The sequence below is a fragment of the Azospirillum palustre genome (assembly GCF_002573965.1).
GTDB lineage: Bacteria > Pseudomonadota > Alphaproteobacteria > Azospirillales > Azospirillaceae > Azospirillum > Azospirillum palustre.
Map to the genome: position 1 here is coordinate 632,321 of NZ_PDKW01000040.1, position 14,024 is coordinate 646,344.

Genomic DNA, 14,024 nt, shown 5'->3' on the forward strand with positions numbered 1-14,024 from the left:
AGCTTGCGATGACCAACCGAACCATCCGGGTCTGGACGCTGATCCACAAATGGACCAGCCTGATCTGCACGGTCTTCATGCTGCTGCTGTGCCTGACCGGCCTGCCGCTGATCTTCCATGACGAGATCGAGGCGCTGACGGCGGAACACACCCTGCCGCCGATGCCGGCCGAAACGCCGCTGAAATCGCTGGACGAGGCGGTGGCCTCGGCGCTGGCGACCTACCCCGGCGAGCGCCCGCTGTTCCTCAGCTTCGACGAGGACCGGCCGGTGGTGAACGTCACCACCGGTCCGGGGGCCCGCCCGCCGGTGTCGCAGATGCACATCTCCGCCATCGACCTGCGCAGCACGCGAATCCTGGCCGACCTGAACGACGACAAGGGCTTCATGCATGTGATGCTGCGCCTGCATGTGGACATGTTCGCCGGCCTGCCCGGCGAGCTGTTCCTGGGATTCATGGGCTTCCTGCTGTTCGTCGCCACGGTGTCGGGGGTGGTGATCTACGCCCCCTTCATGCGCAAGCTGTCCTTCGGCACCGTGCGGGCCGGGCGCAGCAGGCGGCTGAAATGGCTCGACCTGCACAACATGCTGGGCATCGTCACGCTGATGTGGGTGGTTGTGGTCGGGCTGACCGGCGTCATCAACACCCTGTCGGTGCCGCTGGTCGCCTATTGGCGCTCCAACGAGCTGGCGGCGATGATCGCCCCCTACGCCGGCAAGCCGGTGCCGGAGCGCTTCGCCTCCGTCGATGCCGCCGTCCGCACCGCGATGGCGGCGGCCCCCGGCATGCGCCCGCAATTCATCGCCTTCCCCGGCGTGCGCTTTTCCAGCAACCACCATTACGCGGTCTGGCTGAAGGGAGCCACGCCGGCCACCAACCGCATCCTGACCCCCGCCCTGATCGATGCCGAGACCGGGGCCTTCACCGACATGCGCTCGATGCCCTGGTACATGCTGGCGCTGCGGCTGTCGCAGCCGCTGCATTTCGGCGATTACGGCGGGCTGCCGATGAAGATCCTGTGGGCGGTGCTGGACGTGCTGACCATCGTCATCCTCGGCAGCGGCCTCTATCTCTGGGTCGCCCGCCGCCGCACCGCGCAGGACCACGCCGACGCCGCCCCCGGCCTGCGCAGCGCCGTGGGAGAGGCCGCGGAATGAAGCCGCGCGCCCCCCTTCCCCTGCCGGCGATCTTCGGCATTCCCGCCGCAATCGCGCTCGTCACCGCCGCCGGGCTGGTCACGGCCTTGCTGGACGACGGGCTGGTGGACGCCCTGTCCTGGGCGGCGCTGTCGGTGCCGGTGCTGGCCGCCGCCCGGTCCTGGTGGAACCGCGAGCGCTGACGGCTCCTCCCAAACGGACCTTGCCCCCGTTACGCCGGAACTGACTGCTGCACCTCCAGCCCCGCCCGCCGCTCCACATCCGCCAGCAGGGCGGCGAGGCGGTCGGCTTCGGCCTGGACCGCCGCCGCGTCGTACCAGCCGGGCAGATTGTCCTGGTCGGTGCGCGCCGTCGGGGCCTGCCCGGTCACCTGCACGAGGTTGGTTTCCTCGTTCGGGTCCCGGTTCAGGTCGTACATCTCCCATTCCAGCAGAAGCGGGTTCGCCGGGTCGAAGTAGCGGGCCAGCTTGGCACTGTCGGTGCGCACGCAGCGAATGTGGTTGGGCTGGCGCACCGGGCCGGGGGACAGCTCCGGCACCGGCGTGACCTTGAAGTCGCCGGCGCGCACCGCTTCGACGGTCCGGCAATACACCTCGTAGGCGCCATAATAGTCGGGCTCGGTGATCCGGCCCCCCTCGACCGGCTGGGTCACCTCGTCGTCGGTCATGAACAGCACGCCTTCGCGCGGCTGGCCGTTGGGGTAGGTCACCGCCGTGCCGGGGGCCTTCAGCACCGGGGTCAAATCGACGCCCGGCAGCGGCGCCATGGTGTGGCGCTTGGCCAGCTCGTCCGCCGCCTTGTCCAGGGCCTTGCGGCCGACGCCGGTCAGGCCCAGCACGGTGGGCACGAGGTCGGCATGGCTGGTCACGGCATCCACATGCCTCAGCGAGGTCCCATCGCCGCTCATCGAGGCCGGGAACCGCACCACCATCGGCACATGCACGGCCTCTTCATAGGCGACGTGCCACTTCTCCAGCATCATGTTGTGGGCGGCACCCAGCTCGCCATGGTCGGCCACGAAGATCACGATGGTGTTGTCGGCCTGGCCCGAATCCTCCAGGGCCTGGAGCACGCGGTTGATCTGCGGATCGACCTGGGAGTGCAGCCAGGCATAGAATTGCAGCAGCTGGATGCTGTACCCTTCCGGATCCTCGGAGAGCTGGAACGGGATGGTGAATTTCAGCGCCATCGCCACCGCGGCTTCCCAGTCGGCGGACCCCGCCACGTCGCCGGCGGCGCTGACGGCGCCATGGCTCGCCTTGGCGGACAAGGCGAGGCCGATCTTGTAGGCGGCGTCGAACTGGCAGGACGGCTTGGTCGACAGATCCTCGTTCCAGGTCGGAATCCGACCGGCGCAATCCTGCGGGAAGCCCTGCGGGTTGAGCGGCATCGCCATGGTGCCCTCGGTCGGCGGGTACGACGACTGGCCCTGGAGAGGCACGTCGAGCGGGCCGAACACCGGCTGGGTCTTGGCCGTGCTTCCGTCGGTCGGCGGCAGGGCCTGCGAAATCACCGTGGGGTATGTGGCGATGTCGTGGGGGTTGGTGAAGGACACCACCGCGAACCACGGGCGCTCTGCCGCATCGGTGGCCGCGGTGCCGGGGCCGGGCCGCGCCTCGTCCGCCGAAACCCCGTAATTGTAGGGCAGCGCCAGCCCGCGGCGGCGCAGGAACAGGCAGGCGTTGTCGGCGAAGCCGGCGTCGCGGTAGAGGCCCAGGTTGTTGATCGCCGCCCCATGGGGCTCGGGATAGGACAGCTCCCAGTCGGAGAAGCCGTAGCGCTGGAGCGAATGGCCGGCCGGGTTGCTGACATGCCATTTGCCGAAATAATGCGAGGAATAGCCGATGGCCTGCATCCAATGGCCCATGGTGGGATGGCCGTCGGCCTCCAGCCACGGGAAGCGCGCCGCGTTGCCGTCCTTGAACATGCCGTCGGTCTGGGTCACGCCGGTGCGGTTGCCGTACTGGCCGGTGAACATCACCGCACGGCTGGGGGTGCAGGCGCTGGACGCGATGGTGTGGTTGTGCAGCGCCACCGCGTTCCTGCGCAGCCGGGTCAGGCCGGGAAAGAAGCGGGCGTATTCGTTGTCGTCCAAATCCGCCTCGCCGCGGAAGCCCAGGATGCGCTTCAGCGGTTCCGCCAGCCCGCCGTTGGGGCCATAGGAGAAGCGCGGGTAGCGGTATTGATCGACGGAGATCAGCAGGATGTTGGGCTGCGCGCCGTTGCGCTGCGGCCGGTTGGCGGTCTCGGTCATGGCAGTATTATCCTTTGCGATCCATATCGGGGAAAAGCAACGTCAATCGGTAATCGGACTTCGGAAAAGGAATGAATTTCCGTTGTGGACGCTGGCGTGAGCCCAGCTTTCTCCGTTTACCCCTTAAGGGTAGTTCGATAATATTCAGAGCGTCAAACGGTATCGGTGGCAAACTTCACTTAAGTGCCGTAAATTTTATTCACACCAGCGCATGTATTTCCCTCCGGTATCACTTCATATTTTTTGAAATCACTGCTGCAATGCAGAAAACCGAATTTCCCGCAACACACCGCTTCCACCCCCTCCGAATGCATGCCTCTCCATGTGGGACAGCCGAGACTGAACCACGCGAGCGGACTTCAGGGGCGTATTTGGGTGCTGCCTGCTTCGTCATGTCGACCCCTGCCTCTCAGGAAACGGGGCCTCCACGAAACCCGGAGCGGTTCACAGCTCGTAACGCTCCTGCAGGCGCGCCTCGCGGACCGTCGCCATGGTGGCGTCATAGCCCGCCCCCTTCAACAGCGGCTGGATCACCGACAGCGTGAGGGGCGAGCCGCCCGAGGATCGGCCGGCGCCGGGCCGGTGACCGCCGGCCTGCCGCGCGTCCCAGCCAAAGTCGATGACGGTGCCCAGCGGGGTCAGGCGCAACTCCGCCGGAGCGCCCTTGGCGTAACTGTCCGGCGGAGATAAGGCGGATCCGGTATCAGGTCTTCAGATCGACGCGCTTGTAGAATGCCGAGGCCGCCTGCTCCTCCGCCGGCCGTTTGGCCATCTCCGCCACGCTGTCGGCATGCTGCGCGTTGGCGTCCCCGAGGCTCTTCTTCAACTGCTCGGCCAGACGCGCGCCTTCATCGCTATGGGCCTTCATGCGGTCGAGACGCGTGCCGCTCCCGGAAACGCCGGACTTGGCCTGCTGCGGCTTCACACCGGCCTGGCTGGCCTCGCCCGCAAGGCGCGCGGCCTTCTCCTCCGCATTCTCCGGCGGTTGCGGCAGCGGCTTGATGCTGCTGGGATCGAGGGTTTCCGTCGGCCCCAACTCCTGCTGCATGGAGGTTTCATGGGCGGCGATGTCGTCGACGCTGCGGATGGGGTCGCTCATCGCGCTCCCTTGCGAGGTCGCGGCGTCCGCCCCCTTGCCCGAGCGCGTCAGCACGTTCAACTGGATGCCGATATCCTTGGAATCCCCCTTGTAGGCCGCCAGGCTCTCCGTGCTCAAGGTGACGGTCACCAGGCCGTCCGCGCTTGTGAAGCCCTTCTCGAAGCCGCCACGGACGCTGCCGCCGTTCTTTTCGGTGTCCGCACGCAGGTCACTGTACAGCTTGGATAAGCCGCGGCTGAGTTCCGGGTTCGACGCGAAGCTGCCGCTGCGCTCAAGCCGAGGGGTCGATGCGTTGGCGTTGGATACTCCACTCATCACACTCTCCTCATGCATGGGCTGGAGGTTGGGCAAAAGACATCCTGGAATCTTTCATCGCATCATAGCGGCAGAGATCCTTAAGGATTGTTAATCTCTAGCAATAATTCCCGTCATTGTAGATAAGATTAGATTTCTAACTATTTTTAAGCCAGTGCAGACCGATATTTATCGCTCATTTCGTGTCACGATGCCTTTCCATTCCTCAGGTCTTGTATGATGGCCTCAAGGGTTTCATCGGTGACGGCGCCTTGCGATATCAGCCCGTACTTCGTCGATGGAACCCAACCGAAGAAGAAGGGAGTGCCACCAACCTTCAATTTGGCGATCAAGTCCATGTCCGCCTTCAATCCGGCCTTGAGCGGCTCCGAGATTCGGTCGGCCTCCCATCTTGGAACATCCAGACCGACCTGTTTCGCGAATGACCTGAGATCATCCTCGGTGAAGCCTGTCTGCTTCTGTCCGGCGAAGACTGCGGCGCGATACTCATGATACTTGCCCTGCCGATCGGCCGCCTTGGCCGCCAACGCGGCAAGCTCGCTCGATGGGTGGAGGAAGCCGAGATCCCGGTAGATGACCCGGATCGTCTTGTGCTCTTGAATCTTCGTGCGAACGGCGTTCTCGGCTTCCTTGCAATAGTGACAATTGAAGTCCGAGAACTCGACGATGGTCAGATCCGCCTGTTCGGCTTTCGCGCCGACCCCCGGCAGAGTGCTGTCGATCAGCACATCCGCGCTTGCCAGAAAGCTGAGCAGATTGGGCTGCTGACTCGCCATATATGCATTTATGGATTTGAGGACGAGGTCTGGATGCGCCTCCACCCATTTCGAAATCTGGTCGTCGATCGCGGATGGCGACAGGTTCGCGTGTGGATTTTCCTGCGCCCCCACATCCGCTGCGCCGCAGCCAACCACGCACAGGCCGATTGAAACGATCAACCGTTGAACTGCCTTCATCATCGAACCCCTGCCCTGCCATAGCTCTGGTCGTTTCTTCGGCACCCGAACCGGAACGGCTCCGGCGGCATTCGAATGCCGCCGGAGCCGTTCCACCGATCACTTGAGCGAGTACGTGATCGAGTTGATGCAGCTGCTCCCGCTGCCCGATACGCCGTGGCTCACAACGGCGCAGACAGAGCCGGCGCTCTGCAGCACCGCAGTTTCGGACGTGAGGACGCAAGATCCGCTGCGGGAGTAGCTGTAGCCGCAGGAGTGCCCACCCGTCGCCGTGTAGGTAAAGACGCCGTTGGCCGGGGTGTTGAGCGGAACCGAGTAACGCGCCGTCGGGGCCGCCGAGGCGGCGACGGACGACGGAAGCGCCACGATCGCCGTCCCGTTCGGTCCCCCGCCAGAGGTCCAGTTCATCGTGGTGGTGCCAAGATTCTGCATGGTGATGCGAACCTCGGGGGTTGCATGGGCGATGCTGGTGGCACCGATGGACATCACGGCCGCGATAGCCATCAGGCCAAGCTTGTGACGAACTGACATAAATTTTCCCCCTTAGGTTAGGATTCTAATGATTGAATAGTAATTTTTGCATTCTCTCGCCGGAGAGAAGCACCTTTAGGTAAGCAATTTTATGAATCAATGCAATTTAATAATTGCAATAAACTTGGATTTACCCTATACAATATATTATCGTAATAATTAAATTTCTAAAAATTGCAGGATATACTCCTGATATTTTCCGCCTGCGCAAAAAGGCATCGCAGGTGAACCGCTCCCATTTCCTGGTTTATCAGCACCTTGCGTGGAAAGACTGACAGCGCTGGAACCAGATTTCTCGGAAGATCCCATGTAATGGATCATGAAAGAGCTTCTTGTGATCCCAAACTGCCGTGTTTTGCAGGTCGAACCTTTTGACGCGGCTGATCTTGATGTGGCCGCCCAGGTCAGGCATTCCCACGCATAATTCCCACGCATACTGTCCAGCCTGTGAGCGGCCGAGCCTGTCGAACACCTCGACAAACCGACTTTCGGTGCTGGTTGCGACGCCACGGCTTTTCGAGGCGCTCCTTCGGCGAACCGTTTCATGGGTCCAGCGAGTGCGGCTTATGGGTGCTGCCGTAAGGCTTTATGGTTCCATCCAGACGGATGTGGGCCGGGCGATGCGCGGCCATATGGCATGCCTTTCCTTGACCATTGTAGCGTCTACCCCTACCCTCCGGCACGGCGCAACGCCGACGATCCCCTGGTGCGGGTGGGAGAAGGCCTGTTCGCCGCCATCGGCTGCGCCGCCTGCCACACCCCGACCCTGCGCACCGGCCCGTCGCCGGCCCTGCCGGAACTCGCCGGCCGGACCATCCACCGCTTTACCGACCTGCTGCTGCACGACATGGGCGAGGGGCTGGCGGACGGGCGGCCGGCGCTCAGCACCCCAATCGTAAACGTAATATACACACAGGAATTACGTATCTCGCCCCCAACGGTAACCGTTTCCCTCTCACCGATGCGGAAGCTCCCTTGCGGACCCCACCTGCCCTCCGCAATCTATGTATCTGTACGGATATATCGATTGCGGCCACTCTGTCAAAAGGCTCTCTGCCTTGGGAGCGGAATGATCCGTCACTTAAGGCATGGCGTGCGGCCTTGCGGGGACGATGTCGCCATAGCAGTCGGAGTGATGGGCGCAGGCATCGCAGACGGTCGGCCGGTCTGCGGGCCGGCCTTCGGCGAGGAGCCGCTCGTAGAAGAAGCGCTTCCAGCGCAGCTTGCGGGTATTGGCGGACGCCAGCGGATGGAAATGACGCCGCAGCAGCTCCGCCAGGGAGTTGCGTCCCGCCAGCCCGAGGGAGCGCCAGAGATGATCGTTTTCCACGCAGGCGCGGGCGATGATGACGGCGAAGGCCGCGGCAATCGGCTGGTCCGTGCTGCGGTTGCGCAGCAGCAGGCCGAGGAAGTCCTCCTCCTCGCGCTTCAAGCGCATGATCTCTGGCCGAATGATCTCCGGCCGCATGATCTCCGGCACGGCGATGTCCATGGGGACGGGACAGGCGTGGTGGTCCTCCGCCTCCGCGCCGGCCAGACGATGGACGTGCCGGGAAAAGCAGCGCCCCGGCGTCCAGCCGGCGGCGGCCTCCGGGAAGACGGTCCCGACCAGGGCGGCCAGCCTGTCCGGGGGCAGCCCCAACGCGCACGGGTAGGGTGCCGACGCGTCGCTGCAACGGCGCAGCAGCATGCGCCCGAGATCCTGCGTATCGGCAAGGCTGCCGGATGCCGAGCACGCCATCAGGCGATGGTAAGCCGCCGAGTCCGTCACGCCCGCCCCTCATCGATCATCGTCATCCGTATCTAACGACCGATGACCGCTCGTGCCAAGGGGATGCTCTCGGGGAGGGGGGCGGCGGATACGAGAGGTGCAGCCATCTCCCTCTCAACGGCCCGAACGCCGTTCTGTCAGGCGCTGAAGCCGGATCAGAGGATTCCAAGCCGCTCCTTGATCTGCGGGAAGAAGCGCCGGCTGACGGGAATGATCTGCCCGCGTCTCGTTCTGATCTCCGCCAGGCCATTCTCCAGAAAATTGATCTTCTCAATAAAGTCGATGTTCACAAGATGTTGCCGGTGGCAACGCAGCAGAGGCGTTCGATCCTGCAGGATATGCAGCGGCAGCTCGGTCGGCAGTTCGCTGCCGTCGGTGGTGACCACGGAGACGCCGCTGATGCTGGACGCCACATATTCGACATCCTCCATCCTCACCAACTGGACATGGTGCTGTCCGAAACATGGGATCTGGCGGAGTTGGTTGGCTCCCGGAAGCTGGCCGATCTTCTGTGGCTCGCGGTCGCGACGGAGGCGCTCCAGGGTCTTGTCGAGGCGGGACTGGTTGACCGGCTTCAGCAGATAGTCGAAGGCATGCTGCTCGAATGCCTGCACGGCATACTCGTCGTAAGCGGTCAGGAAAACGATATGCGGCATCCTCTCATGGTCGAGCATGCTCAGCATCTCGATGCCGCTCACCCGCGGCATCTGGATGTCCAGGAACACGAGATCGGGCTTTTCCCGGTTGATCACGCCGATGGCGTCGATGGCGTTGCTGCATTCGGCGACGATGGCGATGTCGTCGGCCTTCGAGAGGACGCGGCGAAGCTCCTTGCGGGCCAACGGCTCGTCATCGACAATGAGGGCGGTGATCATTTGGATGCGGCCTCCAGCGGAACCCGGATCATGATGCGGGTGAAGACATCCCGATCGGACGCGACCGTAACACCATAGGACGGGCCGAAACAGTTCCTGATGCGGCGGTCCACCAAACTCATGCCGAGCCCCTGCCCGGCCGGCTTCGGCTCGTAAAGTCCGGCATTGTCCTGCACGTCGATGACGAGTTCATCGCCGTCCTCGCGGGCGCTGATCGCGACATGCCCCGGACGAAGCTGTTGCGACGTGCCATGCTTGATCGCGTTTTCGACGACGGGCTGAAGCGTGAAAGCAGGCAGCCTTACGCGGCCAAGACTGTCGGGGATGTCGATGTCCACCGTCAGGCTGTCGGAAAAGCGCGCCCGCTCGATCTGGAGATAGGCGTTCACATGCTCGATCTCCTCGGCCAGCGAGGCGATTTCGCTGGGGCGCTTGAGGTTCATGCGGAAGAAGGTGGACAGGTCGCCGATCAGGTCGCGCGCTTTCTCCGGTTCGTCGCAGGTGACGGCGGCGATGGTGTTCAGCGCGTTGAACAGGAAATGCGGATTGACCTGGGCATGCAGGAGCTTGATTTCCGCCTGTGCCAGCAACGCCTTCTGCTGTTCGTAGCGGCCGGCCAGGATCTGGCTCGACAGCAGCTTGGCTATGCCCTCGCCCAGCGTCCGGTTGATGGTGGAGAACAGCTTGGTCTTGGGCTCATACAGCTTGATGGTGCCGATGACATCGCTGTCCTCGCCGACCAGCGGGATGACCAGCGACGCCCCCAACGGGCAGGTCGGGCTGATCGAGCATTGATAGGACACCTCGTTGCCGTCGGCATAGGTGACTTCATTGTGCGCGATGGCCTCCAACGTGTTCAGCGACGAGATCGGTGTGCCGGGAAGATGGTGGTCGTCGCCGATGCCGATGAAGGCGAGGATCTTCTCGCGGTCGGTGATGGCGACGGCGCCCACCCCGGTCTCCTCATAGATGATCCGCGCGACGGTCATGCTGTTTTCCTGGTTGAAGCCCCGCCGCAGCACGCCGTCGGCGCGCGCCGCAATGGCCAGCGCCTTGGCGGAGAACAGGCTGGACTGCCGCTCGATCAGGGCGCGGCGGTCGATCAGAATCCCCATGAACAGCGCGGCGCCCAGTGAGTTGGCGATCAGTTCCGGCACCGCGATCAGCCGCACGATCTCCAGCGTCTGGTCGAAGGGCTTCGCCACCGCAAGGTCGATCAGCAGTTCCAGAAGCACCCCGGCAAAGGTCAGGGCACCGGCCTTTAGGGGATCGAACAGGGCGCGGGTTCTGCCCTGCCGGATGAGATGGCGGTGCATCAGGCCACCCAGAATCCCCTGTATGACGATGTCGAGTCCGGCAGCGAGCGCGAAGGCCCCGCCCAACGAATAGCGGTGAAGCCCGCCGGTGATGCCGACCGCAAGCCCGACCAGCGGCCCGCCGAGAAGGCCGCCGAGCACCGCGCCGATCGCCGGCGTGTTGGCGATGGCATGGACCACCGGCATGCCGAGGATCGTCCCCATGATGCAGAACAGGGAGAAGATGACGTAGCAGGCCAGCTTGTGCGGCGGCCGGATCGTGGCGTGCGTCAGCGGAATGAAGATCTTCGTCCGGCTGAGGAGATAGGCCACCACGAGATAGACGCACATCTGCTGGAGAAGGACCAGCGAGAGGCCCACGGGATCAATTTGCATCGGTCAGGACTCCCTGCACCTGCGCGTCCGGGCCGTCCGGTGCGGGCAGGCGAGCGGCGGCTCATGCCTGGTTGAGGCGCTTGGTTTGGCCCATCCGCGGCCGAAAGGCCAGGGAGAAGCGGCGGTCGGGACCGGGTTGGAGATGCGGCGGAATGCACCGCCTGCCGCACCGCCCATCCCTCCGTCACACCGCTCGCCTCCGGCGGCCTCCGCTCATTTTTCCATTCCGCCGCTCATTTCGCTATTCCACCGCTCCTGAGTTCGGCCGGGAATTGCCAGCGGAGCGTTGATAGGCTTCCTCCAGGTCAACAAAGCGCAGCCTTACCGTGATGGCTTGAAGATCCACGATGGAAGGCATGCTGGAGGCATAAAATGGTCAGCATCTCAACGGAATCCACGAGACTCGGCAATCCTCCACTGCCTTGGACCAAGCATGATACCATGTGGATGCTTGGTCTTTTCGGAACCGCCATTGGGGCTGGGACACTTTTTCTTCCCATCAACGCCGGTCTTGGCGGCTTCTGGCCTCTGACGGTCATGGCGGCCATCGCCTTCCCCATGACCTATCTGGCCCATCGGGGGCTGTGCCGCTTCATCCTGTCCTCGTCGAAGCCGGGCAGCGACATCACCGAGGTCGTGGCCGAGCATTTCGGCAGCACCGCGGGCAAGCTCATCACCCTGCTGTATTTCTTCACCATCCTGCCGATCCTGCTGATCTACGGCGTCGGCCTGACCAACACGGTCCAGAGCTTCATGGTGCATCAGCTGGGCATGGTGCCGCCGCCCCGCATCCTGCTGTCGCTCGGCCTGATTCTCGGACTGATGGGCGTCATCAAGCTGGGTGAACAGATGGTCGTCCGGATCATGGGCTGGCTCGTCTACCCCTTCGTCGTGGTCCTGATGGGCATCGGCCTGTATCTCGCCCCCGACTGGAACGGTGCGATCCTCGACCAGGTGCCGACTGCCGGACAGTTCAGCCTGACGCTGTGGCTCAGCATCCCGGCCCTGGTGTTCTCCTTCAACCATTCCCCGGCGATCTCGCGTTTCGTCGTCGCCCAGCAGAACCAGTATGGCGAAGAGGCGGAATCCCAGACCACCCGCATCGAGAAATACGCGGTCGCCATGATGGTGCTGGTCGTCCTGTTCTTCGTCTTCAGCTGCGTCTTCAGCCTGAGCCCGCAGGAACTGGCCGACGCGAAGGCCCAGAACATCTCCATCCTGTCCTATCTGGGCAACAAGTTCGACAATCCGCTGATGGCGCTGCTGACCCCGGCCGTGGCCTTCGTGGCGATCACCAAGTCCTTCTTCGGCCATTATCTCGGTGCCCGCGAAGGTCTGAACGGGCTGATCTCCCAGCATCTGCGCAGCCAGGACAAGCCGGTCGACGAAAAGGCGATCAACCGCTTCAGCGCTCTGTTCATGGTCGCCGCCGTCTGGATCGCCGCCACCCTGAACCCCAGCATCCTCGGCATGATCGAATCGCTCTGCGGCCCCATCATCGCCGCCCTTCTCTTCATCATGCCGATGTACGCGATCCGCAAGGTACCGGCGATGCGCAAATATGCCGGCCAGCCGGGCAACGTGGTGGTGATCTTCATCGGCAGCGTGGCGATCTCCGCCATCCTCTACTCCCTGCTCAGCCTCTGACGCCCACAACCGCTTTCCGCTTCGGGCGGCGCCCCGTCCAGACGTGACGGGCCGCCGCCCGAAGCGGCGAAGAGAAGACCATCGCCCCAGGGCCGCCCACAGGAAGGAAGCACGCCATGATCAGCATGTTCGACCTCTACAAGGTCGGTATCGGCCCCTCCAGCTCGCACACGGTGGGACCGATGAGGGCAGCCAAGCAGTTCGTGGATGCCTTGCGCTCCTGCGGCGGCGTCGATGCCACCACCCGCGTCGCGGTCGACGTCTATGGCTCGTTGGCGCTGACCGGCAAGGGCCACCACACCGACGCCGCCCTGATGCTGGGCCTCGCCGGCAACCTGCCGGACAGCGTCGTCATCGACACCATCCCCGCCTTTCTGCAACAGGTGCGCAATTCGCACCGCCTTCCGCTTGGCCGGGAAGGCAGGCAGATCGACTTCCCGCCGACCGCCATCACCTTCCACCGGTCCAACCTGCCCCGGCACGAGAACGGCATGACGATCCAGGCCTTCGACGGCGACCGGCTCCTGCTGGGCAAGACCTATTATTCGATCGGCGGCGGCTTCGTCGTCGACGAGGAGAATTTCGGCAAGCAGGGCGGAGACGAGGTGGAGCTTCCCTACCCCTACAGCTCGGCCGCCGATCTGCTGGCGCATTGCCGCAAGACCGGCCTGTCCTTCTCCGGCCTGATCCTGCAGAACGAACTCGGCCTGCACGGCCATCAGGAAATCCGCGATTATTTCGCCACCATCTGGCAGACGATGCGTGCCTGCATGGAGCGTGGCATGACCACCGAGGGCGTGCTGCCGGGGCCGATGCGGGTGCCCCGCCGGGCCGCCCTGCTGCGCCGCCAGCTGGCGTCGTCGGAAGCGCTGTCGCGCGATCCGATGACTGTGGTCGACTGGGTGAACATGTTCGCCTTCGCCGTGAATGAGGAGAACGCAGCGGGCGGACGCGTCGTCACCGCGCCGACGAACGGCGCCTGCGGCATCGTCCCGGCGGTGCTCGCCTATTATCACACCTTCATCAAGCCGCTGGACGACGATGCCTGCGTGCGCTTCTTCCTGGCGTCCGCCGCCATCGGCGCGCTGTACAAGAGGAACGCCTCGATCTCCGGCGCCGAGGTCGGCTGCCAGGGCGAAGTCGGCGTCGCCTGCTCGATGGCGGCGGGCGGTTTGGCCGACCTGATGGGCGGCAGTCCCGAACAGGTGTGCATCGCCGCCGAGATCGCGATGGAGCACAATCTCGGCCTGACCTGCGACCCGGTCGGCGGACAGGTGCAGATTCCCTGCATCGAACGCAACGCCATGGGCGCCATGAAGGCCATCAACGCGACGCGCATGGCCCTGCACCGGACCAGCGAACCGCTCGTCTCGCTCGACAAGGTCATCGAAACGATGTTCGAGACCGGCAGGGACATGGATCCGAAATACCGCGAGACATCCTGTGGCGGCCTTGCCGTCAAGGTGGTCGCGCTGCCCTCGCGCTCGGCGCAGGACGCCGACAGCATCAACTGGGCCGCCTGACGAGGTGGGCGCCGCGCCTCTCCGCACCCACCGTCAAACTTTGCGTCAAACTTTGCAACGGAACCCGGTCCGGCACCGCGGACCATGGGGTCGCCCGGAGGCCGTCGAGTTCGCCAGCTTGGAATGGGTCGACCGTTTCGATGACCGGCGCATCCTCGAATTCGTCGACACCATTCCAACGGCCGGAGCCGAAGCGCGCTATCCG

General features: G+C 64.0%; 13 protein-coding genes and 2 pseudogenes. 6 read left to right on the forward strand and 9 right to left on the reverse strand.

What is annotated here, in order from left to right; genetic code table 11:
- The first annotated feature begins 8 nt into the window (after positions 1 to 8).
- Positions 9 to 1,157 carry a PepSY-associated TM helix domain-containing protein gene (locus CRT60_RS12690; protein WP_098736756.1) on the forward strand — a complete coding sequence of 383 codons (1,149 nt, stop codon included), beginning with the start codon at positions 9 to 11 and terminating at the stop codon, positions 1,155 to 1,157.
- On the forward strand, positions 1,154 to 1,339 hold the full coding sequence (locus tag CRT60_RS12695) for a hypothetical protein (protein WP_098736757.1): 186 nt from the start codon (positions 1,154 to 1,156) through the stop codon (positions 1,337 to 1,339). The genes CRT60_RS12690 and CRT60_RS12695 overlap by 4 nt, the downstream gene beginning before the upstream one ends.
- 29 nt (positions 1,340 to 1,368) lie before the next feature.
- Here the strand turns inward: CRT60_RS12695 and CRT60_RS12700 are convergent, their stop codons facing one another.
- The 6 genes from CRT60_RS12700 to CRT60_RS36180 all read right to left on the reverse strand — a co-directional run bounded on the left by CRT60_RS12700 (position 1,369) and on the right by CRT60_RS36180 (position 6,633).
- Positions 1,369 to 3,411, reverse strand: a complete 2,043-nt coding sequence (locus CRT60_RS12700; protein ID WP_098736758.1) for a sulfatase-like hydrolase/transferase — start codon at positions 3,409 to 3,411, stop codon at positions 1,369 to 1,371.
- Positions 3,412 to 3,855: 444 nt separating this feature from the next.
- Positions 3,856 to 4,059 carry a hypothetical protein gene (locus tag CRT60_RS36175; protein ID WP_161958037.1) on the reverse strand — a complete coding sequence of 68 codons (204 nt, stop codon included), beginning with the start codon at positions 4,057 to 4,059 and terminating at the stop codon, positions 3,856 to 3,858.
- A 55-nt stretch (positions 4,060 to 4,114) separates the two neighbouring features.
- Entirely contained in the window at positions 4,115 to 4,861 is a 747-nt protein-coding gene (locus CRT60_RS12710) for a hypothetical protein (protein WP_161958038.1), read from the reverse strand.
- Between the two features lie 149 nt (positions 4,862 to 5,010).
- Positions 5,011 to 5,784: a DsbA family protein gene (locus CRT60_RS12715; protein ID WP_098736761.1), complete on the reverse strand. Its 774-nt coding sequence runs from the start codon at positions 5,782 to 5,784 to the stop codon at positions 5,011 to 5,013.
- Positions 5,785 to 5,880: 96 nt separating this feature from the next.
- Complete coding sequence (locus CRT60_RS12720; RefSeq protein ID WP_098736762.1) at positions 5,881 to 6,312, reverse strand: hypothetical protein; 432 nt, start codon at positions 6,310 to 6,312, stop codon at positions 5,881 to 5,883.
- 159 nt (positions 6,313 to 6,471) lie between these two features.
- A complete protein-coding gene (locus tag CRT60_RS36180) occupies positions 6,472 to 6,633 on the reverse strand; it encodes a hypothetical protein (RefSeq protein ID WP_161958039.1) in 162 nt (53 codons plus the stop codon).
- Positions 6,634 to 6,949: 316 nt separating this feature from the next.
- On the opposite strand from CRT60_RS36180, the pseudogene CRT60_RS37025 reads away from it, so the two are divergent.
- A pseudogene (locus tag CRT60_RS37025) lies at positions 6,950 to 7,183 on the forward strand (di-heme oxidoredictase family protein); the annotation flags it as partial.
- 210 nt (positions 7,184 to 7,393) lie between these two features.
- Here the strand turns inward: CRT60_RS37025 and CRT60_RS12730 are convergent.
- From CRT60_RS12730 to CRT60_RS12740, 3 genes are all read right to left on the reverse strand, one after another.
- Positions 7,394 to 8,083, reverse strand: coding sequence for a nitrogen fixation protein NifQ (locus CRT60_RS12730; protein WP_244592449.1), 690 nt, complete (start codon positions 8,081 to 8,083; stop codon positions 7,394 to 7,396).
- 155 nt (positions 8,084 to 8,238) lie between these two features.
- A complete protein-coding gene (gene btsR / locus CRT60_RS12735; protein ID WP_098736763.1) occupies positions 8,239 to 8,958 on the reverse strand; it encodes a two-component system response regulator BtsR in 720 nt (239 codons plus the stop codon).
- Complete coding sequence (locus CRT60_RS12740; protein WP_098736764.1) at positions 8,955 to 10,649, reverse strand: sensor histidine kinase; 1,695 nt, start codon at positions 10,647 to 10,649, stop codon at positions 8,955 to 8,957. The genes btsR and CRT60_RS12740 overlap by 4 nt, the downstream gene beginning before the upstream one ends.
- A 372-nt stretch (positions 10,650 to 11,021) precedes the next feature.
- On the opposite strand from CRT60_RS12740, the gene CRT60_RS12745 reads away from it, so the two are divergent.
- The 3 genes and pseudogenes from CRT60_RS12745 to CRT60_RS37030 all read left to right on the forward strand — a co-directional run.
- Positions 11,022 to 12,296 (forward strand): serine/threonine transporter, encoded by a 1,275-nt coding sequence (locus CRT60_RS12745; RefSeq protein ID WP_098736765.1) that lies wholly within the window; start codon positions 11,022 to 11,024, stop codon positions 12,294 to 12,296.
- A gap of 116 nt (positions 12,297 to 12,412) precedes the next feature.
- The gene (locus CRT60_RS12750) at positions 12,413 to 13,819 is read left to right on the forward strand and encodes an L-serine ammonia-lyase (protein ID WP_098736766.1); all 1,407 of its coding nucleotides are present in this window, start codon (positions 12,413 to 12,415) and stop codon (positions 13,817 to 13,819) included.
- 73 nt (positions 13,820 to 13,892) lie between these two features.
- A pseudogene (locus CRT60_RS37030) lies at positions 13,893 to 14,021 on the forward strand (IS3 family transposase); the annotation flags it as partial.
- Positions 14,022 to 14,024 lie beyond the last annotated feature (3 nt).